Origin of the sequence: Xanthomonas bonasiae (assembly GCF_014836395.1) — a bacterium.
Classification (GTDB): domain Bacteria; phylum Pseudomonadota; class Gammaproteobacteria; order Xanthomonadales; family Xanthomonadaceae; genus Xanthomonas_A; species Xanthomonas_A bonasiae.
Genome location: NZ_JACSQX010000013.1, coordinates 34,629 through 56,166, shown reverse-complemented (window position 1 = coordinate 56,166; position 21,538 = coordinate 34,629). Strand labels below are relative to the sequence as shown.

The window sequence follows — 21,538 nt, the reverse complement described above, 5'->3', positions numbered from 1 at the left end:
GGCAATGCGCTCACCACGACGGCGGACTTCGGTCCGCCGTCTTCATTTGAGGCACGCACCATGAGCAAACTGCTGTCGCTCTATCGACGCATGCAGCGCTGGCCGGCCGGGCAATGGCTGTTTTCCCGCGCCGTGTGCTTCAAGGCGCCCTACTTCGCCAGCATCGCCCCGCGCATCACCGTGCTGCAACCAGGCCGCTGCGAGGCGCGCATCGCGCATCGGCGGCGGGTCAGCAACCACCTCGGCACCGTGCATGCGATCGCGTTATGCAACCTGGCCGAGTTGGCCGGCGGGGTCATGGTCGATGCCAGCCTGCCGCCGTCGATGCGCTGGATCCCCAAAGGCATGCGCGTCGAATACCGCAGCAAGGCCAACGGCACGATGCACGCGGTGGCGACACCGGACGTGCCGATCGTGGCCGCCGACAGCGGTTACGAGCTGCCGGTCAGCGTGGAGATCCGCGACGCGCGCGAACAGGTGGTGTTCTTCGCCAGCATCGCCATGTGGGTGTCGCCGCGCGCGAAGGCGGCGAACGGCTGATGCGGCACCGCGATGCCGGCGCGCAGCCGGCTCAATACGCCAGCAGCACCGCCGCGCTCGCCAGCGCCGCCGGCAGCGCCTGCACGAACAGGATGCGGCGGCTGACGCTCCACGCGCCGTACAGGCCGGCCACGACCACGCAGCCCAGGAAGAACAGCATCACATCCACGCGCTGCGCCGCCACGCCCCAGCCCAGGCCGGCAGCGAGGAAGCCGTTGTACAGGCCCTGGTTGGCCGCCAGCACCTTGGTCAGCTGCGCCTTGTCCGGCGTGTTGCGGAACACCTTCATGCCCAGCGGCCGCGTCCACAGGAACATCTCCAGCACCAGGATGTAGACGTGCAGCAAGGCCACCAGGCATACCAGGATCGAGGCCAGCAGGGTCATGCGCGCGTCCATCGGCGAAAGAGGATGCACAGCATAGCGGCTGGCGCGGCGGCCGGCAGCGGGGGCGTACGGCGCGCGGGCTCAGCGCGTCGGGGGCGTCTCGGCCGCTGCAACGGGCGCGGCGCTTTCGACCGCGCGCGCCAGGCGCCAGCCGATGACGCCGGAGAGCGTCGCCGCCAGCGCCGCCAGCGCGGCGAAACCGGGCACGCCCATGCCCAGCCCGCGCAGGCCGATCATCGCAGAGGAGACGGCCACGTCGCCGGCACGCCACACCGCCGTATCCACTGCGTTCTTGCCCTGGTAGCGCAGCTGCCGCGGCACCCGCGTGTACAGCGATTCGCGCGCCGGGCCGACCATGCCGTAGGTCAGCGAACGGGTGATCACCACCGGCAGCACCACCCAGGGCACGATCCACACCGCCAGGGCATAGGGATCGGGCGACAACGCGGTCGCCACCAGCGTGCCCACGCTGATCAGCGCCCACAGCGCGATCACCGCGCCGGCGCCCTTCTTCATCAGCAGCCAGCGGGTCACGGTGATCTGCACGGCGACCTGCAACACATTGGCCAGCATATCGATATTGGCAGCGAACTCGGTACGCTCGACCGCGTTGTGGAAGGTGGCGCCGGAGTAATCGGTCATCAGCGCATAGCCGGCCGTGCCGATGCAATCGCCCAGCAACATCAGCAGCGCCATGCCGCGCATGAACGGATTGGCCAGGATCTGCTTGAGGCCGTCGAACATGCCCCCACCGACCGCCGCCTCGTGGCCGGCGTCGTGGCGACGCGCGCCATGCACCCGCGCCCAGCGCCCGAGCAGGATCACGCATGCCAGCGCCATACCGAGCAGCGCCGCCGACACCAGCAGCAGCGGCGCCACACCGATCACCCCGACCAGCCCGCGGGTCAGCAGCGGCCCGGCCACCGCGCCGGCGGTGCCGCCCAGGCCGATCAGCGGGAACAGCCGCCGCGCCTGTTCGTTGCTCCAGATATCGGCCATGAAGCTCCAGAACACCGACACCACGAACAGGTTGAACACGCTGACCCAGACGAAGAACACGACGCCCAGCGCACGCGGACCAAGCCCGCCGTGGCCGTTGAACAGCGGCACGAAGCCGATCAGGCACAGCGCGAAGAACACGTACACCGCCGGCACCACGATCCGCCGCGGCCAACGCGCCGCCATCCACGCGAACAGCGGGGTCAGCAGCAGCGTGGCGACGAAGGTCGCCATGTAGAACCAGGGCAGTTGGGTCGAGCCGACCGCCGCGGCCAGCTGCTCGCGCACCGGGCGGATCACGTAGTAAGCCGCCAGCACGCAGAAGAAATAGACGAAGGACAGCAGCACCGCGCGCAGCTCGCCGGTCTGGACGCGCTTGTTTTCCGCTTGCATCGGCCTGCCGTTCGCCGTGTGGTTGCGCGCACGTTAGCCGATGCACTGCAACATCGCCAGCGCCGCCGACACGCGCAGACCCACGCCCATCGCGGCGTCCGCAATCCCGCGGCGCGGCCGAGCATATGCTCTATCCCCGGCGACTAGCGTCGGCGCCACGAAACAGGGGGACCGCGGGTGTACGACTACATCATCATCGGCGCAGGCTCGGCAGGCTGCGTGCTGGCCAACCGGCTCAGCGAGGATCGCGATTGCAAGGTGCTGCTGATCGAGGCCGGGCCGCGCGACCTCAATCCCTTCATCCACATGCCGGCGGGCCTGGCGCGGCTGACCGGCAACCGCCGCATCAACTGGAACTACCTCACCGCACCGGAGCCGGCCTTGAACGATCGGCGCCTGTGGTGGCCGCGCGGCAAGGTGCTGGGCGGCTCCAGTTCGATCAATGCGATGTGCTACGTGCGCGGCGTGGCGGCCGACTACGACGACTGGGCCGCCGACGGCGCCGAGGGTTGGGACTGGCAAGGCGTGCTGCCGTATTTCCGCCGCAGCGAGCGCAACAGCCGCGGCGGCGATGCGCTGCACGGCGGCGACGGGCCGCTGCACGTGTCCGATCTGCGCTATCACAACCCGCTGTCGGACGTGTTCATCGCTGCCGGAGAACAGGCCGGTTTCGCCCACAACCGCGATTTCAACGGCCCGCAGCAACAGGGCGTGGGCCTGTACCAGGTCACCCAGAAGGACGGCGCGCGCTGCTCGGCGGCGGTCGCCTATCTGGCGCCGGCGCAGGCGCGCGCCAACCTGCAGGTGATCACCGACGCGCTGGTGCTGCGCCTGCTGCTCGAGGGCGAGCGCGTGGTCGGCGTGGCCTACGCGCAACGCGGCGCCGAAGTGCAGGCGCGGGCCGCGCGCGAGGTGCTGCTCAGCGCCGGCGCGGTGAACTCGCCGCAATTGCTGATGCTTTCGGGCATCGGCCCGGCCGACGAACTGCAGCGCCATGGCATCACGGTGCGTCTGGACCAGCCGCAGATCGGCGCCAACCTGCAGGACCATCTGGACGTGTGCACGCTGTACCGCACCCGCCCGGGCATCAGCTACGACCGCCGCAACCAGCTGAAGATCGCCTTCGACTATTTCCTGCGCGGCCACCGCGGCGCCGGCAGCAGCAACATCGCCGAAGCCGGCGGCTTCATCCGCTCGCCGCTGGCGCCGGACGCGCGCGCCGACATCCAGTTGCATTTCGTGCCGGCGATGCTCGACGACCACGGCCGCAACCGGTTGCCCGGCGACGGCTTCACCCTGCACGCCTGCCACCTGCAGCCGCGCAGCCGCGGCCGCCTGTCGCTCAACGACGCCGACCCGCGCACGCCGGCGCGGATCCAGGCGAACTACCTCAGCGATCCGGACGGCTTCGACCTGCGCATGCTGGTGGAATGCGCGCGCCTGGCGCGGCGCATCCTGCAGCAGCCGGCATTCGATCCCTGGCGCGGCGCGCCGCTGCTGCCGGCACGCGACGACCTGGACGACGCCGGCCTGGTCGCCTACATCCGCGCCAAGGCCGAGACCATCTACCACCCGATCGGCACCTGCCGCATGGGCAACCATGCGCAGGCGGTGGTCGATCCGCAACTGCGCCTGCGCGGACTGGAAGGGTTGCGCGTGGTCGATGCATCGGTGATGCCGCGCCTGGTCAGCGGCAACACCAACGGCCCGACGATGATGATCGCCGAGCGCGCCGCCGACCTGATCCGCGGCCACAGCGTGCTGCGCGACGGCTGAGGCGCAGCGTGCGGGCCTACCCGCGCCTCACCGCGCGCGCCCTGCCAGCCACACGCCCAGCGCCGCCAGCGCGAAGCCGCACAGCTTCAGCGCGGTCAGGTGCTCGCCGAGCAGCACGTGGCCGAACACCGCGGTCACCGGCGGCATCAGGAAGAACAGGCTCGCCACCTGCGTGGCCGCGCCGCGCCGCAGCAGCAGGAACAGCAACGCGAAGCCGCCGATCGAATTGACCAGCACCAGCCACGCCATCGCCGCGACGAAGCCGTCGCTGGCCTGGAAGCGGAAACCTTCCCACGCCGCCAGCGGCAGCAGCACCAGCGTCGCCGCGGCGTTCTGCACCGCCAGCCCGACACGCAGGTCGAGCTGCGCGGCATGCCGCTTCTGGTACAGGGTGCCGGCGGCGATGCCGAACAGGCCCACCAGCAAGGCCAGCCAGCCGCCCCACGGCGTCGCCCCGTCGATGCGGTCGGCGGCCACCGTGGCGACGCCGGCGAAGCCCAGCGCCATGCCCAGCCACTGCGCCGCGCGCAAGCGCTGGCCGCCCCACCATGGGCTGGCCCAGGCCACCAGCAGCGGCATCGCCCCGATCACCAGCGCGGCCACGCCGGAGCCGGTGCCCAGCGCGAAGGCCGCGTAGACCCCGCCGAACTGCAAGGCGAGCATCAACACCCCGGCCACGGCGCTGCGTGCCAGTTCCTGCCGCGGCAGCGCCTGCAAGCGTGCGGGACCGGCAGCCAGCGCGAAGCACAGCGCGGTCAGGCCGAAGCGCCACAGCAGCGCGGTGAACGGCGCCGCATGCGCCACCACCTGCTTGCCGGCGATGTAGCCGGTGCACCAGACCAGCACGAAGGCCAGTCCCAGCCAGGTCGCGGCGGCCGGCGCCGTACGCGCGGCGGGGATCGGGGGAAGGTCGGGATCGGGCATGCGCCATGATCCCGCAGCGGTACCGCGCCGTCACTGCGCTGGCAACGGTTCAGCCTGGCCGGCGGCGACCGCAGCGGCTTCGGCACATCGATTGCATGCGTTTCAGGCACCCGCCGCGCCGTCGCGGCAACCGCGGCGGACGCCGCGTTGCCGGCCTTGTCGGCCCGGCAAAATCACCAGCAGGATCAAGACGATGCCCATTCATCTTCTCCCGGTTTGTGCAATGGCGAAAAGCGGCGCTAGAATCGGTTTCGGCAGCACCTCACAGGCCACACGCGCGATGAAACAGAACAGCAGGCACCGGCTCCTTCGACCGGTGGCAACCGGGTTGCTCGGGGCATTGCTGCCCTTTGCGATGTCCTCCACCGCGCAGACGCCGGCGCCCTCGCAGCCGCTGCCGCCGCCGATCTACACCGAGGCCACGCGCTACACCTCGCCGACCCAGCCGCTGCCGTACCGCGCCTCGCTGCCGGAGAGCAAGGTGCTGCCGCTGGCCAGGGACTTCGATGTCGCCAGCCTGGAAGCGATGGCCGAGCAGCTCACCTACGGCGAGCGCGTGCCCGGCCTGGCGGTGGCGATCGTGCACAACGGCCAGGTGATCAGCGCGCGCGGCTACGGCGTCACCGACGTCAACCGCCCCGAGCCGGTCGATGCGCACACCGTGTTCCGCCTGGCCTCGCTGTCCAAGGCCTTCGCCGGCACCATGGCCGGCCTGCTGGTCAACGACGGCACCCTGCGCTGGGACAGCAAGGTCGTCGACTACGTGCCCGGCTTCCAGCTCAGCGATCCGGTCGCCACCCGCCAGTTGAACGTGGCCGACCTGCTCAGCCATCGCGTCGGCCTGACCTACAACGCGTACGACCGCGACGTCGAATCCAATACCGACTACTACACGCTCAGCCACAAGCTCGCCTACGCGCCGCTCAAGTGCGCGCCGGGCGACTGCTACGCCTACCAGAACGTCGCCTTCAGCCTGATCGGCGACGTGGTGTTCGCCGCCTCCGGCAGCTTCTACGAGCAGTCGGTGGAGCGCCGCATCTTCAAGCCGCTGGGCATGAACGACGCCAGCATGGGTCTGGCCGGGATCCAGGCCAGCCCGCGCTGGGCGCGCCCGCACGTGCGCAGCCGCAACGGCTGGGTGTCGCTGATGCCCAAGCCCACCTATTACCGGCTGGCCCCGGCCGCCGGCGTCAACGCCAGCATCAGCGACATGGCGCAGTGGCTGATCGCGCAGACCGGGCACCGTCCGGACGTGCTGCCGGCGCCGCTGCTGGCCACGCTGCACGCGCCGCTGATCACCACCCCGGGCGAGATGCGCTCGGGCTGGCGCCGCGAGCGGGTCAATTCGGCCAGCTACGCGCTGGGCTGGCGCATCTTCGATTACTCGGGCCACCAGGTGGTGTTCCATGCCGGCGCGGTGCAGGGCTATCGCGGCCTGGTCGCGCTGGTGCCGGAACGCGACCTGGGCGTGGCGATCCTGTGGAACGGCGAGAGCGGCCTGCCCTCCGGCCTGCTGCCGACCATCCTGGACCGCGCGATCGGCCTGCCGACGCAGCGCTGGCTGGACGTGGACACCGACTTCGGCAGCGACAACATGATGGCCGAGCGTCCGGATCCGAAGGACAAGAAGGGCGCCTCCTCGTCCAAGTCGACCGCGTCGCCGCACTGACGCAGGCGGTCTCCCGATGGTTCGGCGGAAGGCGGCGCAAGCCGCCTTTCTGCTGTCTGCGCGCTGGTTTCGGGAGACCTGCGCTCCGGCGCGACAGGATCTGGTGAGGCCGCGCAAGCCAGCAATTGCGACGGCCCCGACGTCGATGGAATCCAGGCGATACGGTCGCGGCTGAAGCCGCTCTTACAGGGGAGCGGCACGCGGTAGCGGCTCGGCCAACATCGAAGCGCTGCTTGAAGCTATCGACGGAAAAACCTTTGTTGCGTTGACCGTCGTCCGTCACTACGACAACCGGCACCGGATCAGCTGCGGACACCCGCGCAGAAGTCCCATCAAGCGAATAGAGCCCCTCTCCCATCGGGAGAGGGGTTGGGGTGAGGGTCCGGGCGAAGCCTCGCGGCAAGAGGTTGCTGAGGGTTCGGGCGAAGCCTCGCGGCAAGAGGTTGCTGAGGGTCGGACGAAGCCTCGCGGCAAGAGATTGCTGAGGGCCAGGCGCAGCCTCGCGGCAAGAGGTTGCTGAGGGTCGGGCGCAGCCTCGCGGCAAGAAGCTGCTGTGAGGATCCGGGCCAAGCCTCATGGCAGTGAGTGCGCATGGCGACGCACGTCCACCTCGCCCCACACGCGTCGCTACGCACGCACCCTCATCCGGCGCTGCGCACCACCGCCCTCCCCCGGTGGTCCAGTTGGAGGCGCAGGATCAGTCAGCCAGCCCGAGCAGCAGGCCGGCACTGCAGCGATGGGGTTGCCAGCACCTCAGCGCCTGCCCGCTCGCACTCGCACGCTCCACGCCGGCGCCGCCAGCGCGCGCGGCACCGGCGCATGGAGCACGGTGCGGATGGTTTGAAAACGGCGAGGCTGCCAGCGCGACATGGCAGCGCCGCCGGGATGCCCTCGCGCAGACGAAAGCGAGGAGCCGAGCGGCGGCGTCGACCACGTCGCCTGCGGCAGCGAGGCAGCCGCTTGGCGAACTCGCGCAGCATCGCCGCCTGCAGCGCAGTCGGAATTCAGTGCAGGCCGGGCACGCGCCCGGCGGCGAGAGAACACGGTGGCGGCAACAGCGCCGGCTCTGGGACTGGCCACCGTGCAGGCGACACGTCGGCGGCAGATGGGCGGCAGGTCGGTGCCATGTCGACGCCGGCAAGCAGCTGGTCGCGGCGACGGCAGACGGACGCCCATAAAAAAGCTCCCTCCCCGCTGGGCACCGGGGAGAGAGCTCTAGGTACGGCTATCGGGATGGATCAGATCAGATCAGCGGCGCGGGCGTTGCCGGCAGCGCGACCGGAGCGGTCTTCTTCTTGCGGGCAACCGGCTTCTTCTTCGCGACGGCCTTCTTGGCGACGGCCTTCTTCGCGGCCGGCTTCTTGGCAGCCGACTTCTTCACCGCCCTCTTGGCGACGGCCTTCTTCGCGGTCTTCTTTACGGCCTTCTTAGCGGTGGCCTTCTTCGCGGTCTTCTTGGTGGCGGCCTTCTTGGCGGTCGCCTTCTTCGCCGTCTTCTTTACCGCCTTCTTCGCGGTGGTCTTCTTGGCGGTGGCCTTCTTGATGGCCTTCTTCACCTTGGCGACCTTCTTGGCGACTTTCTTGGCGACCTTCTTGACCGCCTTCTTTACCGAGACCTTCTTCGCTGCCGGCTTCTTGGCGGCAGTCTTCTTGACCGCTTTCTTAGCGGCCGGCTTCTTTTTCGCAGCTTTTTTCGTGGCCATGGGATGGCTCCTCGTCAGTGAACTATGGATTGAAAACGCCCAGTTAAAGCAAACCCGCGGCGATGGTCCGCCTGCAGGATCCGCCGGCGCGTAGTGCGGGCCGGGTCGGATACAGAAACACCCGTATCGAAGCTCGATACGGGTGTCGTGCCAGGGGAGACGTTGCGTTTCTCGGAGGGAAGCGACACCTGATCCACCATCGTCAGGTTCCTGGTGGAGGTCCAAGTTGTGCTTCGCGTTCTGATGTCGATCCGATTCACTCGCTTGCGCAGCAACGTCTGCTGGGCGAAACCTAATCACGCTTTTTTTTACTGTCAACAGTTCTACGCAATTTTTTTTCAGGCGTCGCGTGCCGCGAGCGCACCGATCGTCGCGATCGGCGGCCCCGGGACCTCGACGACAGCCGTTGCGAAACCCGCGGCGAAACTTCGACGCAAACAAAAACAGCGGTAATTCCCGTGCTTTTTCGCAAGACGCCGACGCGACCGGCCGTTTCGCGCACTGCCGCGCGCTGCGCTGGCGGCATCCAGGCGCGCATACGCGAGCCTGTCCGCAAGCTGAAAAAAACTTTTCGCGGCATGCGCCGTTCCGGCATCGCACAAGAGCAAATGCGCAAAACTGCGCAAACTTTTTCGCGTTGTTCGGCGCTTGCGAGCGCGCGTGCGCGGCGCCTCGCAGCGCATCGCCGCGGCGACGACGATGCCGTTGTAGCGTCCGCATGTCTGCGCATGCTCCTCACCGGCACGTCACGCACACGCGACCGGATGCGTCGCGCGTGCTGTTGCCGCCGCGTCCGCTGCCGAGTGCGTGTCTCGCCTCGACCGACCCGCAGCACCGCGCGCGCACGCCACGACGAACACACCCGACCGGACGAACGCGACGACGCTGGCCGCAGCGCAGCAGGCGCTGCTGCGATCGGCAGACGCCGCGCCCGCGACGCCCGACTGCGATGCACATCACCGTCACTGCCAAAAAACCGGCGCGACGTTCGCCGCGTCCAGGCACCGCTGCAGCGGCGCCGCCTTCCAACACGTGGCGACCGAGTCGTGCGCGTCGATGCATGCGGCGCGGCCGGCATCCGCCGCCTGGCGCGGCGCATCCGGCGCCTGCGTTGCGTCCGCTCGCCGCTACTCCGGCCATTCGGAGAAGCCGATCGCCCGATCGGCAAACGTCGCGGACTGTCGACAGCGCGCTCCGCTTCCTGCCGCCGCTTTCGTTTGTGCCGCACAAACGAAAACCGGCCGCATAAGGCGGCCGGTTCGGCTGTCGCGACGTGGGGCTCGGCTCAGTGGCCGTCTTCCTCGAGCAGCTCGGCGTAGTCGTCCGGCGTCAGCAGGTCGTTCAACTGCTCCGGATCGGCGATCTCCAGCACGAAGATCCAGCCTTCGCCGTAGGCGTCCTCGTTGATCGTCTCCGGCTTGTCGCTGAGCGCGGCGTTGACCTCGACCACCTTGCCGGTGAGCGGGCTGTACACGTCCGACGCGGCCTTGACCGACTCGACCACGGCCACGCCGTTGCCGGCGACGACCTCGTCGCCGACGTTGGGCAGCTCGACATAGACCAGGTCGCCGAGCAGGCCCTGGGCATGTTCGGAGATGCCGACGGTGACGCGACCGTTGCCTTCGACGCGCGCCCATTCATGGGACTTGAGGAATTTGAGGTCGCCAGGGATCTCGCTCATGGGGCTGCTCCGGAAAAAGACGGTATCGGGGATGGGTGGCTAGTGTAGCGAACCGGATGCTCCGCAACGACGTCGCGGGCGCATTGCGGCGGCCGCCGGTTCAATCGAGGACGCCGGGCTGGACCTGGCCTTCGCGCACGAACGGGAACTTGACCACGCGCACCGGCACCTCCTTGCCGCGGATGTCCACCCGCACCTGCCCGGGGTCGCCGGCCGGCACGCGCGCGAACGCGATCGCCTTGCCCAGCGTCGGCGAGAACGTGCCGGACAGGATCTCGCCGTCGCCCTGCGCGGTGAGCACCTTCTGGCCGTGGCGCAGCACGCCCTTCTCGTCCATCACCAGGCCGATCATCTGCCGCGGCGCGCCGTTGGCCTTCTGCGCCTCGAGCACGTCGCGGCCGATGAACACGCGGCCCTCGTCCAGCGCCACGGTCCAGGCCAGCGCCGCCTCGTACGGCGACACGCTGTCGTCCATGTCCTGCCCGTACAGGTTCATGCCGGCCTCCAGGCGCAGCGTGTCGCGCGCGCCCAACCCGGCCGGCTTGACCCCCGCGTGCAGCAGCGCGTTCCAGAACGCCACCGCCTGCTCCTGCGGCAGCACGATCTCGAAGCCGTCCTCGCCGGTGTAGCCGGTACGCGCGACGAACAGCGCCACGCCGTCGGCCGAGGTCGCCTCGAAGGCGGCGAAGCGGCCCAGCTTCTGCACCGCGGCACGGTCGTCCTCGCGCAGCAGGACGATCGCCTTGGCGCGCGCATTCGGGCCCTGCACCGCGATCATCGCGAAGTCCTCGCGCTCGCGTACCTCCACGCCGAACGCCTGCGCCTGCGCGCCGATCCAGGCCAGGTCCTTGCTGCGCGTGGCGGCGTTGACCACCAGGCGGAAGAAGGTGTCGGACATGTAGTAGACGATCAGGTCGTCGATCACCCCGCCCTGCGGGTTGAGCATGCAGGTGTACAGCGCCTTGCCCGGCAGCTTCAGCTTGTCTACCGAGTTGGCCAGCAGGTGGCGCAGGAACCCGCGCACCTGCGTGCCATGCAGGTCGACCACGGTCATGTGGCTGACGTCGAACATGCCGGCGTCGCGGCGCACCTGATGATGCTCGTCGATCTGCGAGCCGTAGTGGATCGGCATGTCCCAGCCGCCGAAGTCGACCATCTTGGCGCCGAGGGCGCGATGGCTGTCGTTGAGGATGGTCTTCTGGGTCATGGCGCGGGTCCGTGAGAAAAGTCGCCCATTATCGCCGCCGAGCGGCCGGGATTGGAGATTCGGGATTGGGGGATTCGGGGCGGCCGCATACGATCCCGCCCGAAGGCACGCCGTTGTAGGAGCGGCTTCAGCCGCGACAGGCATTATCAGAGATTGTGTCGCGGCTGAAGCCGCTCCTACAACGGATGCATGCAGCATGCGGAGATGCCGCGCACGCACGGCAGCCTCCCAATCCCCAATCCCGGCCCTACTCCGCCTGCACCAACAGCGTCATCCCATCCACCCCGACGATGCGCACCGCGCTGCCGGCCGGCAGGTCGGGGCCGCCGACCACCCAGAACGCGTCGTCGACCTTGGCGCGGCCGCGGCCGGCCTGGATCGGCTGGTCCAGCGTCACCACCCGGCCGATCAACTGTTCGGCGCGGCGGTTGAGCAGCGGCCGGTCGCTGACCCGGTCGCGGCCGCGGAACCAGGTGCGGTAGATCTGGATCGAGACGAAGCTGAGCACCACGAACGCGCCGATCTGCAGCAGCAGCGCGATGTCCGGCAGCACCAGCACGGCCACGAACACCGCCGCGGCGGCGAAGCCCATCCACAGCATGAACGCGCCCGGCGCCAGCGCCTCGGCCGCGAACAGCAGCAAGGTCAGCGCGCCCCATGCGACCACCTCGGCGCGCATGGCTCAGACTCCGCTGCGCGGCGGCATGCCGCGCGGCACCGCCGGCGGCGCGGACTGCTGCTTGCCCAGCGCCTCGCGCGCCAGTTCGCCGATGCCGGCGATCGAGCCGATGATGCCGCTGGATTCCATCGGCATCAGCACGAACTTCTGGTTCGGCGCGGTGGCCAGTTCCTTGAACGCCTCCACGTACTTCTGCGCGATGAAGTAGTTGATCGCCTGCACGTCGCCCTCGGCGATCGCCTTGGACACCATCGCGGTGGCGCGCGCTTCGGCCTCGGCCAGTCGCTCGCGCGCCTCGGCGTCGCGGAACGCGGCTTCCTTGCGGCCTTCGGCCTCCAGCACCGCCGCCTGCTTCTCGCCCTCGGCGCGCAGGATCTCCGACTGCCGCGAGCCCTCCGCCTCCAGGATCTGCGCGCGCTTCTCGCGCTCGGCCTTCATCTGCCGCGCCATCGAATCGATCAGGTCGCGCGGCGGCTGGATGTCGCGGATCTCGATGCGGGTGACCTTGATGCCCCACGGATTGGTCGCATGGTCGACCACGCTGAGCAGCTGCGCGTTGATGGTCTCGCGCTGGCTCAGCGATTCGTCCAGGTCCATCGAGCCGATCACGGTGCGGATGTTGGTCTGCACCAGCGCGATCGTGGCGATCTCCAGGTTCGACACTTCATAGGCGGCCTTGGCCGCGTCCAGCACCTGGAAGAACACCACCCCGTCCACCCGCACCACCGCGTTGTCCTTGGTGATCACGTCCTGGCTGGGCACGTCCAGCACCTGCTCCATCATGTTGACCTTGCGGCCCACGCCGTAGACCACCGGAATCAGGAAGTGCAGACCGGGCGACAAGGTGTGGGTATAGCGGCCGAAGCGCTCCACCGTCCACTGGAACCCTTGCGGCACCATGCGCACGGTCTTGAACAGCACGATCACGCCCGCGACCAGGATCACCAGCGCGAGGAAATAGGTGGACGGCATCGGCTCGCTCCATTGACCAAAGAAATGAATACGCCGCGAGTATAGCGAGCGCCGGCAGGCCGCCAGCGCTACCAGCGGATACGCCCGAGCAGCATGTCCTTGAACATGACCCAGTCGCCGGCGAACGAATACAGCGGATGGCGGAAGGTGGCCGGGCGGTTCTTTTCGAAGAAGACATGTCCGGCCCAGGCGCAACCGTAGCCGCACAGCGGTGCCGCCCACAGCCAGCGTGACTGGCCGCTGCAGATCGCCAGCAGCACGATCAGCAGCACCCCGGCGCTGCCGACGAAGTGCAGCCGGCGCGACAGCGGATGCCGGTGCTCGCTCAGGTAGAACGGATAGAACGCGCGGAAACTGTCGAAGCGACGCATGCGTTGGCCCTCCCAGGCAGCGCAGGCACAGCATACGCCGCCGCGCGGGCGCCGACATCAAAGAGGATGGCCGCGGCAGCGGGGAACCGCTGCGCAGGACGTAGCGAGCAGGGTGGACCGCCCGCATCTGCGCCACGCCCACATTGCGCAGCTCAGGCCTGCCGCGGCGCGAACATGATCACCGCCATGCCCAGCAGGCACAGGCCGGCGCCGAGCAGGTCCCAGCGCGTGGGCCGGATCGATTGCACCGCCCACAGCCACAGCAGCGCCACCGCGATGTAGACGCCGCCGTACGCGGCGTAGACGCGGCCGCTGGCCTCCGGATGCAGGCTCAGCAGCCACACGAACGCAGCCAGGCTGGCGCTCGCCGGCAGCAACAGCCACGCGCTGCGCTGCTCGCGCAGCCACAGGTACGGCAGGTAGCAGCCGACGATCTCGGCCACGGCGGTCAGCACGAACAGCAGCAGCGTCTTCACTGCGCCGCGTCGCGTTCCTGGCGCTTGGCACGCTGCCAGTAGGCTTCCTGCCGGTCCAGCGACACGCCATCCAGCGCGCCGCCGTCGTGCTGCGCCAGCTGCTCCATCGCGCGGAAACGGCGTTCGAATTTCTGATTGGCATGACGCAGCGCAGCACCGACATCGACCTGGGCGTGGCGCGCGAGATTGGCGCAGACGAACAGCAGGTCGCCGATCTCGTCCTGCAGCCGCGCCTGGTTGTCCTGCACGGGGCCGCGCGCGAATTCCGCACGCACTTCCTCCAGCTCTTCCTGCAACTTTTCCAGCACCGGCTCCGGCCCCGGCCAGTCGAAGCCGACCCGCGCCGCGCGCGCCTGCAGCTTCACCGCGCGCTGCCATTCCGGCAGGCCGCGGGCGATCCCGGCCAACGCCGAACTGTCGGTCTTGCCGGCCGCGGCGCGCTCGTTGCGCTTGATCTCTTCCCACTTCAGCGTCTGCTGCTCGGCGTCGGCGACCTGGCTGTCGCCGAACACATGCGGGTGCCGGCGCACCATCTTGTCGCAGATCGCGGCGACCACGTCGTCGAAGCCGAAGGCGCCCTGCTCGCGCGCCATCTGCGCATGGAACACCACCTGCAGCAGCAGGTCGCCGAGTTCGTCCTTCAGCTCGCCCAGGTCGTTGCGGTCGATCGCATCGGCGACTTCGTACGCTTCTTCGATCGTGTACGCGGCGATGCTGGCGAAATCCTGTTCCAGGTCCCAGGGGCAGCCGTGCGCGCGATCGCGCAGGCGCGCCATGATCTCGAGCAGGGCGGGAAGGTCGTAGCGGGCTGCGGTCACGTGCGGGTTCCGATGCGACGGCAACGGCGCCGCCTGCCGGCTAGTTTGGCAGAGCGGCCCGCACGATGAGCGGCCGGCGACGGGACCAGCGGCGCGGCGGCGCACGCGAACGACCAGCGGCGCATGGCCGCAGCGCCGTCATCGCGCCCGGCGACCGAGGGCGCGTGCGGCCGCGTCAGCCGCGACGCCGCCTTGCAGGCCATCGCCGCTGCCGGCGACAGCGGGCGCTCAGCCCAGCCAGCTGCGCCACGGCAGCATCGGATCGCCCAGCGCCAGGAAATCGCCGTTGAGCAGCGATTCGCGGCGGTTGTAGCGGAACGGCTTGCCGGTATCGGCGGCGAGCAGCGTGCCGCCGGCGGCCTGCAGCACGCACTGGCCGGCGGCGGTGTCCCATTCGGAGGTCGGGCCGAAGCGCGGGTACACGTCCAGCTCGCCGTCGGCGATGCGACAGAACTTCAGCGACGAGCCCTGCGCGATCACCTCGGTCTCGCCCATGCGCAGCAGCAGCGCGTCGGTGCGCGGATCGCGGTGCGAGCGGCTGGCCGCCACCCGCAGCGGCGCGCTGGCCGGCCGCCGCGTGTTCAGCGCGGTGTCGCGGAAACCGTCGCGACGGTACGCCTGCTCGCCGCGCACCGCGTGCCAGACGCGGCCATCGACCGGCGCCTGGACCACGCCGAACACCGGCGCGCCCTGGTGGATCAGCGCGATGTTGACGCTGAACTCGCCGTTGCGCTTGACGAACTCGCGGGTGCCGTCGAGCGGGTCCACCAGCCAGTAGCTGGTCCAGTGCTCGCGCACGTCCCAGGGAATGTGCGCCGATTCCTCGGACAGCACCGGCAGGTCGGGGGTCAGCCGTTCCAGGCCTTCGACGATGATCCGGTGCGCGGCCAGGTCGGCCTGGGTCAGCGGGCTGGCGTCGGCCTTGTGCTCGACGTCGAAGCCGGTGGCGTAGACGGCCATGATCGCCGCGGCGGCGTCGATGGCGATGGCGATGACGGTTTCGCGCAGGTCTGCGGTGATGCGGATCATCCGGTACGACCCAGCCACTCGCGGGCGATGAACAGCGCCGCCAGCGAACGCCCTTCGGAGAAATCCTCACGCAACATCAGTTGGTCCAATTCAGCCAGTTTCCAGGGCACCACTTCTAGTTCCTCCGGCTCGTCGCCGGCAAGTTTTTCGGGATAGAGATCTTGCGCGAGCACCAGCCAGGACTGGTGGCTCATATAGGTGGGCGCCAGGGTCATCGCGCGCAGCACCTGCAGCTGCCGGGCGCCGTAACCGGCTTCTTCCTTGAGTTCGCGGTCGGCCGCCTGCAGCGGCGTCTCGCCGGCATCGATGCGGCCCTTGACCAGGCCCAGTTCGTAGCGGTGCACGCCGGCGGCGTACTCGCGCACCAGCAGCACCGTCTGCGCGTCCAGCATCGGCACCACCACCACCGCGCCGTGGCCTGGGGATTTGAGCCGGTGGAACACGCGCCGTTCGCCGTTGCTGAACTCCAGGTCCAGCTCTTCGACCTTGCGCTCCATGGCCGACTCGCCGCGCTCGCGCAGCGCGTGGATGATCGGCAACGGACGGCTCACGCCGGCACCCCGCGGCGCTTTGCGGCGTCGATCGATAGAATGCACGGAGCGAAGAACCTGTTCATGAGCGCGAAATGCTAACAGACCTGACCGCATCACAGACTGCCGCCGCCTGGCGGCAACGCGACCTGGCGGTGCTGTGGCACCCCTGCACGCAGATGCGCGAGCATCCGGACACCCTGCCGCTGCTGCCGATCGCGCGTGGCGAAGGCGCCTGGCTGATCGACCACGAAGGCAACCGCTACCTGGATGCGGTGAGCAGCTGGTGGACCAATCTGTTCGGCCACAGCGAGCCGCGCATCGCCGCGGCCATCGCCGCGCAGGCCACCCAGCTGGAACAGGTGATGCTGGCCGGGTTCAGCCACGCGCCGGCGGTGGAACTGGCCGAGCAGCTGCTGGCGCTGGCGCCGCGCCAGGACGGGCGCGCGCCGCTGGCCAAGGTGTTCTACGCCGACAACGGCTCGGCCGGGGTCGAGGTGGCGCTGAAGATGGCCTTCCACTATTTCCACAACCGCGGCGAGACCCGCCGGACCCGCTTCGTCGCGCTGGAGAACGGCTACCACGGCGAAACCATCGGCGCGCTGGCGGTCGGCGACATCCCGCTGTACCGGCGGGTCTACGCGCCGCTGCTGTGCGAAGCGCTGTTCGCGCCCTCGCCCGACGCCTACCTGGCCGCGCCGGGACAGAGCGCACGGCAGCGCGCCGATGCCGCCGCCGATGCGCTGGCCGACCTGTTCGACCGCCATCCGGGCGAGATCTGCGCGGTGATCCTGGAGCCGCGCCTGCAATGCGCCGGCGGCATGCGCATGCACGACCCGGCCTACCTGCGCCGCGCGCGCGAGCTGTGCGACGCCAACGGCGCGTTCCTGATCGCCGACGAGATCGCCACCGGCTTCGGCCGCACCGGCACCCTGTTCGCCTGCGAGCAGGCCGGGGTGATGCCGGACCTGCTGTGCCTGTCCAAGGGCCTGACCGGCGGCTTCCTGCCGCTGTCGGCGGTGCTGGCCACGCAACACTTATATGACGCCTTCCTCGACGACAGCCGCGAGCGCGCCTTCCTGCACTCGCACAGCTATACCGGCAATCCGCTGGCCTGCGCCGCCGCGCTGGCCTGTCTGCGGATCTTCCAGCAGGACGACGTGATCGCGCGCAACCGCAGCACCGCCGAAACCATGCGCGCGCTGTCGGCGCCGTTCAACGACCATCCGCACGTGGCCGACGTGCGCCAGGCCGGGATGGTGGTCGCGTTCGAACTGACCCGCAACGGCGACAAGCGCACCCCGTTCGCCGCCGGCGCACGGGTCGGCCTGTGCGCGTACCGGGCCGCCCTGCAGCGTGGCGTGGTGCTGCGCCCGCTGGGCGACGTGCTGTACTGGATGCCGCCGTACTGCGTGGACGACAACCAGTTGGCGCTGCTCGCCGAGACCACCCTGGCCGCGATCGACGAGGCCGTGGCATGCGCCTGACCCGCTGCCATGTCGATCTGCCGCTGCACGCCGGCGACGACGTGGTGTTGCCCGAGTACGTCGCCGGGCATCTGCTGCGCGTGCTGCGGCTGCGCGAAGGCGACCGCTGCGTGCTGTTCAACGGCGACGGCTGCGACTACGACGCCGAACTGCTGCAGGTCGGCAAGCGCGGCGCCAGCGCGCGGATCGGCGCGGCGCAGCCGGCGGACAACGAATCGCCGCTGGCGATCACCCTGCTGCAGGGCGTGGCGCGCGGCGAGAAGATGGACCTGATCCTGCAGAAGGCGACCGAACTGGGCGTGGCCGCGATCGTGCCGGTGTGGGCCGAACGCACCGAGGTGAAGCTGGATGCGGCGCGTACGGAAAAGCGCGTGGCGCACTGGCGCAGCGTCGTCGTCTCGGCCTGCGAACAGTCCGGCCGCGCGCGCGTGCCCGGCCTGGCCGCGCCGCTGGCGCTGGCCGATGCCGCCGCTGCCGTGGCCGGCACGCAGCTGAAGCTCATCCTCGATCCGCAAGGCGAACACCGGCTGCGCACGCTGGACATCGCCGGCAACGCGGCGACGATCGCGATCGGCCCGGAAGGCGGCTGGTCGCCGCGCGATCGTGCCGCGCTGCACGCCGCCGGCTTCGCCGGCCTGCGCCTGGGACCGCGCATCCTGCGCACCGAAACCGCCGGCCTGGCCGCGATCGCCGCATTGCAGGCGCGCTGCGGCGACCTGTGAACCGGCGCACGCAATCGCGTAGACATCGTTGACCGCAGGCGCGCCGCGGCGGTGCCGCCGACGCTGCACGAATCGCGGATTTCCCCTGCAAAACAGCGCTTTTCTTAGCGATTCTTTAACCGCGATGCGCGTTGACAACGAAGGACAAGCGCGACACAGTCGGCGCTCCTGAGCCATCGCGCGGGGTGCTTCCGGTTTGAACCGGCGCAACGAACGACACGGCCCGCCAGCGCGTGGCCGCCCGTCCGCACAACCCACGCACGCGCAGCCGCGTGCGCCATCCGCCGCTGCCGCGCCCACGTGCGGCGCGCGCGCCGTCACGCAGCACAGCACCGATGCCGACGTGCCGTCTCCGCCGCGCGGCGGCATGCACGCCCCGCCCTTCTTTTCCATTCGCCCATCGCGCCGCATCCGGGCCGATGGCGTCACTTGCCTGCCGCCACACCGGCAGGCTTTTCGCGTCCTGCGCACCTTTCGGAGACCGCCCGCTTGAACCACACCCGCCTCGCTCCCCTGGCCTTCGCCATCGCCGCCGCACTGGCCGCACCGGCCAGCGCCTTCGCCCAGCAAGTTCCCACGCCGCAGCGCGACGACGCGGCAGCGCCGGCGGCCGACGCCGGCGCGTCCGCCAGCGGCCAGGCCACGCCCGCGGCGGTCCAGGAACTGGATGCGGTCAAGGTCACCGGCTATCGCGCCAGCCTGCAGAAATCGCTCAACATCAAACGCAACGCCGATGCGATCGTCGATGCGATTTCGGCCGAGGACGTCGGCAGGTTTCCCGCGGCCAATGTCGCCGAATCGCTGTCGCACCTGCCCGGGGTCAGCGTCGATCGCCAGTTCGGCGAAGGCGAGAAGGTCTCGATCCTGGGCACCGATCCGGCCCTGAACCGGGTCCTGCTCAACGGCCAGAGCATCGCCTCCACCAGTTGGGGCGGCGATCCGAACAATCCGGACAGCCGCTCGTTCAACTATTCGCTGCTGGCGCCGGAAGTGATCGGCAGCGCCGAGGTCTACAAGAGCCCTCAGGCCAGCATCGACGAAGGCAGCCTGGGCGGCACCGTGATCCTGCACACGCGCAAGCCGCTGGAACTGGACAGGAACCTGCTGACCGGCAGCGTCAGCTACGGCTACAACGACCGCTCCGAGGACGGCAAGCCCAACGCCTCGCTGCTGTACAACTGGAAGAACGATGCCGGCACGCTCGGCGTGCTCGGCTCGGTGATGCATTCGGAGCGCTCGCTGCGCCGCGACGGCGTGGAGATCTTCGGCTACAGCGACATCCAGGGCGCCGGCTTTCCCGACGCGGTCGCCGCCGGCAAGCAAGGGGTCTACCCCACCGCGATCAACAGCGCGCTGTTCACCCAGACCCGCAAGCGCGACGGCGTCACCGGCTCGCTGCAGTGGAAGCCGAACGATGCCTTCGAACTGACCTACACCGGCCTGTATGTCGAAGAGACCTTCGACAACGTCAACCAGAGCCGCTACGCCAACGTCGTGCCGGCCAACGCCACCGCGCTGGACGTGACCGACGGCGTCGCCACCTCGGGAGCCTATGGCGACAGCGCCGAAACCATCCTCGATTCGTACGTGCGCAAGACCACGGTCAAGACCAGCAGCAACACCCTGCGCGGCGACTGGCACGGCGACGGCTGGAACGTTTCCGGCCAGGTCGGCGCGACCCGCTCGGCCGGCGGCGCCGATCGCATCTACGGCCTCACCTTCCGCGGCAACGGCGCTTACGACTACGCCATCGACCACCGCACCGTCGGCGTGGACTACGCCGTGCCGCCGTCGGCGCTGGAATCGATGTCGGTGCTGGGCGCCACCGTCAACCGCTATCCGAACCTGGACAAGGAGCGCTACGCGCAACTGGACTTCGACCACGACGTGGCCTGGGGGCCGATCACCAAGCTGCGCGCCGGGCTCAAGGCCACGCGCCACAGCACCGCGCAGGACATGTACTACGACAGCTTCCCCGCCGATCCGGACACCACGCTGGCCGCGGTCTATGGCGGCGGCACGCCCGGCGGCTACCTGGACGGCCTGTCGGTCAGCGACGACATGCGCCACTGGCCGCGGCAAAGCCCTGGCGCGCTGGTGGACTACGTCGGCGGCCTGCCCGGCAGCGACACGCTCGCCCCCAGCTACGGCAGCAGCTTCGACGTGGTCGAGCGCAACCGCGCGGCGTACCTGCAGGCGGATTTTTCCGGCTACAACTACCGCGGCAACATCGGCGTGCGCTACGTCAACACCCGCGACGCGATCGGCGGCTACCAGTACGACGGCAGCGCCTATGCGCCGGTGCGCTACAACAAGTCCTACGGCGAATGGCTGCCGTCGCTGAACTTCGCCTACGACCTGTCCGATGCGCTGATCCTGCGCGTGGCCGCGGCCAAGGTGATCGCGCGGCCGCGCTATGCCGACCTCACGCCCTACGTCAACGCCGACGACAACAAGCTCACCGCCAGCAGCGGCAATCCAGCGCTGGACCCGTACCGCTCCACCAATTACGGCGCGTCGCTGGAATGGTATTTCGCGCCCAACAGCGTGCTCGCCGGCGAACTGTTCTACCGCGACATCTCCAACTACATCCTGCAGACCCTGGTGCAGCAGCCGCTGCACAACAACACCTACGACCGCGAGGACATCTACGAGGTGACGCTGCCGCAGAATTCCGGCGCGGCCAAGGTCAAGGGCGTGTCGCTGAGCTACCAGCAGGAACTGGGCGGCGGCTTCGGGCTGGCGGCGAACTACACCTACTCCAAGGCCGACACCCAGGGCGACTACAACCTGCCCTACAACTCCAAGAACAGCTACAACCTCAGCCCCTACTTCGAGAAAGGGCCATGGGAGGCGCGGCTGACCCTGGGCTGGCGCTCGGCCTACTTCACCCAGATCGGGCGCCTGGGCGCGAACCAGATGACCGACGACTTCACCCAGCTCGATGCGTCGGTGTCCTACGCCATCACCGACAAGGTCAAGCTGCAACTGGAAGGGACCAACCTGCTGGACGAGACCTACTACAGCTACGTCGGCCAGGAGAGCCAGCCCTACTATCTGTACAAGAACGGGCGCGGCTACATGCTCAGCGTGCACTTCACGCTGTAGCCGCGGCGGCGCGGCGGCCGCGCAGGCGGTCGCCGCACTGCGATCGCAAAGTCGGTCAACCCGCGCGACG

The 21,538-nt window shown here is 69.2% G+C and carries 19 protein-coding genes; 6 read left to right on the top strand and 13 right to left on the bottom strand.

What is annotated here, in order from left to right; all coding sequences use genetic code 11:
• Positions 1-60 precede the first annotated feature (60 nt).
• Entirely contained in the window at positions 61-540 is a 480-nt protein-coding gene (locus H9658_RS18875) for a hotdog fold domain-containing protein (protein ID WP_191826541.1), read from the top strand.
• Positions 541-571: 31 nt separating this feature from the next.
• Here the strand turns inward: H9658_RS18875 and H9658_RS18870 are convergent, their stop codons facing one another.
• Both H9658_RS18870 and H9658_RS18865 read right to left on the bottom strand, forming a co-directional pair.
• Complete coding sequence (locus H9658_RS18870; RefSeq protein ID WP_179566357.1) at positions 572-925, bottom strand: DUF1304 domain-containing protein; 354 nt, start codon at positions 923-925, stop codon at positions 572-574.
• Positions 926-1,006: 81 nt separating this feature from the next.
• On the bottom strand, positions 1,007-2,317 hold the full coding sequence (locus tag H9658_RS18865) for an NTP/NDP exchange transporter (protein ID WP_225210109.1): 1,311 nt from the start codon (positions 2,315-2,317) through the stop codon (positions 1,007-1,009).
• Between the two features lie 177 nt (positions 2,318-2,494).
• On the opposite strand from H9658_RS18865, the gene H9658_RS18860 reads away from it, so the two are divergent.
• Positions 2,495-4,093, top strand: a complete 1,599-nt coding sequence (locus tag H9658_RS18860) for a GMC family oxidoreductase (protein WP_191826540.1) — start codon at positions 2,495-2,497, stop codon at positions 4,091-4,093.
• A gap of 27 nt (positions 4,094-4,120) precedes the next feature.
• Here H9658_RS18860 and H9658_RS18855 read toward each other — a convergent pair whose 3' ends face one another.
• Positions 4,121-5,017 carry a DMT family transporter gene (locus H9658_RS18855; RefSeq protein WP_179566361.1) on the bottom strand — a complete coding sequence of 299 codons (897 nt, stop codon included), beginning with the start codon at positions 5,015-5,017 and terminating at the stop codon, positions 4,121-4,123.
• Between the two features lie 316 nt (positions 5,018-5,333).
• Between H9658_RS18855 and H9658_RS18850 the strand changes: the two genes are divergently transcribed.
• Positions 5,334-6,686 carry a serine hydrolase domain-containing protein gene (locus H9658_RS18850; RefSeq protein ID WP_179566363.1) on the top strand — a complete coding sequence of 451 codons (1,353 nt, stop codon included), beginning with the start codon at positions 5,334-5,336 and terminating at the stop codon, positions 6,684-6,686.
• A 1,243-nt stretch (positions 6,687-7,929) separates the two neighbouring features.
• Here H9658_RS18850 and H9658_RS18845 read toward each other — a convergent pair.
• The 10 genes from H9658_RS18845 to nudE all read right to left on the bottom strand — a co-directional run bounded on the left by H9658_RS18845 (position 7,930) and on the right by nudE (position 16,172).
• On the bottom strand, positions 7,930-8,388 hold the full coding sequence (locus H9658_RS18845) for a histone H1-like repetitive region-containing protein (RefSeq protein WP_191826539.1): 459 nt from the start codon (positions 8,386-8,388) through the stop codon (positions 7,930-7,932).
• 1,285 nt (positions 8,389-9,673) lie between these two features.
• Positions 9,674-10,069, bottom strand: coding sequence for a glycine cleavage system protein GcvH (gene gcvH / locus H9658_RS18840; RefSeq protein ID WP_179566367.1), 396 nt, complete (start codon positions 10,067-10,069; stop codon positions 9,674-9,676).
• Between the two features lie 100 nt (positions 10,070-10,169).
• Entirely contained in the window at positions 10,170-11,276 is a 1,107-nt protein-coding gene (gene gcvT, locus H9658_RS18835; protein ID WP_191826538.1) for a glycine cleavage system aminomethyltransferase GcvT, read from the bottom strand.
• A 247-nt stretch (positions 11,277-11,523) separates the two neighbouring features.
• Positions 11,524-11,955 (bottom strand): NfeD family protein, encoded by a 432-nt coding sequence (locus H9658_RS18830; RefSeq protein WP_179566371.1) that lies wholly within the window; start codon positions 11,953-11,955, stop codon positions 11,524-11,526.
• 3 nt (positions 11,956-11,958) lie between these two features.
• Complete coding sequence (locus tag H9658_RS18825) at positions 11,959-12,927, bottom strand: SPFH domain-containing protein (RefSeq protein WP_191826537.1); 969 nt, start codon at positions 12,925-12,927, stop codon at positions 11,959-11,961.
• Positions 12,928-12,995: 68 nt separating this feature from the next.
• Positions 12,996-13,298, bottom strand: coding sequence for a DUF962 domain-containing protein (locus H9658_RS18820; RefSeq protein ID WP_191826536.1), 303 nt, complete (start codon positions 13,296-13,298; stop codon positions 12,996-12,998).
• 152 nt (positions 13,299-13,450) lie between these two features.
• Positions 13,451-13,774 (bottom strand): YnfA family protein, encoded by a 324-nt coding sequence (locus H9658_RS18815; RefSeq protein WP_191826535.1) that lies wholly within the window; start codon positions 13,772-13,774, stop codon positions 13,451-13,453.
• Positions 13,771-14,616, bottom strand: coding sequence for a nucleoside triphosphate pyrophosphohydrolase (gene mazG / locus H9658_RS18810; RefSeq protein WP_191826534.1), 846 nt, complete (start codon positions 14,614-14,616; stop codon positions 13,771-13,773). Before mazG ends, H9658_RS18815 begins: the two co-directional genes overlap by 4 nt.
• A 204-nt stretch (positions 14,617-14,820) precedes the next feature.
• Positions 14,821-15,621 (bottom strand): 3'(2'),5'-bisphosphate nucleotidase CysQ, encoded by an 801-nt coding sequence (gene cysQ / locus H9658_RS18805; protein WP_179566381.1) that lies wholly within the window; start codon positions 15,619-15,621, stop codon positions 14,821-14,823.
• The gene (gene nudE / locus H9658_RS18800; protein WP_179566383.1) at positions 15,618-16,172 is read right to left on the bottom strand and encodes an ADP compounds hydrolase NudE; all 555 of its coding nucleotides are present in this window, start codon (positions 16,170-16,172) and stop codon (positions 15,618-15,620) included. The genes cysQ and nudE overlap by 4 nt, the downstream gene beginning before the upstream one ends.
• 74 nt (positions 16,173-16,246) lie before the next feature.
• Here nudE and bioA point away from each other — a divergent pair, with 74 nt between their 5' ends.
• The 3 genes from bioA (at position 16,247) to H9658_RS18785 (ending at position 21,468) form a co-directional block, all read left to right on the top strand.
• Positions 16,247-17,638, top strand: a complete 1,392-nt coding sequence (gene bioA / locus H9658_RS18795) for an adenosylmethionine--8-amino-7-oxononanoate transaminase (RefSeq protein WP_179566385.1) — start codon at positions 16,247-16,249, stop codon at positions 17,636-17,638.
• Positions 17,629-18,360, top strand: coding sequence for a 16S rRNA (uracil(1498)-N(3))-methyltransferase (locus H9658_RS18790; protein ID WP_191826533.1), 732 nt, complete (start codon positions 17,629-17,631; stop codon positions 18,358-18,360). The genes bioA and H9658_RS18790 overlap by 10 nt, the downstream gene beginning before the upstream one ends.
• 489 nt (positions 18,361-18,849) lie before the next feature.
• A complete protein-coding gene (locus H9658_RS18785) occupies positions 18,850-21,468 on the top strand; it encodes a TonB-dependent receptor (RefSeq protein WP_191826532.1) in 2,619 nt (872 codons plus the stop codon).
• The last annotated feature ends 70 nt before the right edge of the window (positions 21,469-21,538 follow it).

Excerpts from the sequence above, each read along its gene's own strand:
- H9658_RS18870 (WP_179566357.1), bottom strand. The coding sequence starts at position 925 with ATGACCCTGCTGGCCTCGATCCTGGTATGCCTGGTGGCCTTGCTGCAC.
- H9658_RS18855 (WP_179566361.1), bottom strand. The coding sequence starts at position 5,017 with ATGCCCGATCCCGACCTTCCCCCGATCCCCGCCGCGCGTACGGCGCCG.
- H9658_RS18820 (WP_191826536.1), bottom strand. The coding sequence starts at position 13,298 with ATGCGTCGCTTCGACAGTTTCCGCGCGTTCTATCCGTTCTACCTGAGC.
- bioA (WP_179566385.1), top strand. The coding sequence starts at position 16,247 with ATGCTAACAGACCTGACCGCATCACAGACTGCCGCCGCCTGGCGGCAA.
- H9658_RS18825 (WP_191826537.1), bottom strand. The coding sequence starts at position 12,927 with ATGCCGTCCACCTATTTCCTCGCGCTGGTGATCCTGGTCGCGGGCGTG.
- H9658_RS18865 (WP_225210109.1), bottom strand. The coding sequence starts at position 2,317 with ATGCAAGCGGAAAACAAGCGCGTCCAGACCGGCGAGCTGCGCGCGGTG.
- H9658_RS18790 (WP_191826533.1), top strand. The coding sequence starts at position 17,629 with ATGCGCCTGACCCGCTGCCATGTCGATCTGCCGCTGCACGCCGGCGAC.
- cysQ (WP_179566381.1), bottom strand. The coding sequence starts at position 15,621 with ATGATCCGCATCACCGCAGACCTGCGCGAAACCGTCATCGCCATCGCC.
- H9658_RS18845 (WP_191826539.1), bottom strand. The coding sequence starts at position 8,388 with ATGGCCACGAAAAAAGCTGCGAAAAAGAAGCCGGCCGCTAAGAAAGCG.
- gcvH (WP_179566367.1), bottom strand. The coding sequence starts at position 10,069 with ATGAGCGAGATCCCTGGCGACCTCAAATTCCTCAAGTCCCATGAATGG.
- gcvT (WP_191826538.1), bottom strand. The coding sequence starts at position 11,276 with ATGACCCAGAAGACCATCCTCAACGACAGCCATCGCGCCCTCGGCGCC.
- H9658_RS18830 (WP_179566371.1), bottom strand. The coding sequence starts at position 11,955 with ATGCGCGCCGAGGTGGTCGCATGGGGCGCGCTGACCTTGCTGCTGTTC.
- H9658_RS18875 (WP_191826541.1), top strand. The coding sequence starts at position 61 with ATGAGCAAACTGCTGTCGCTCTATCGACGCATGCAGCGCTGGCCGGCC.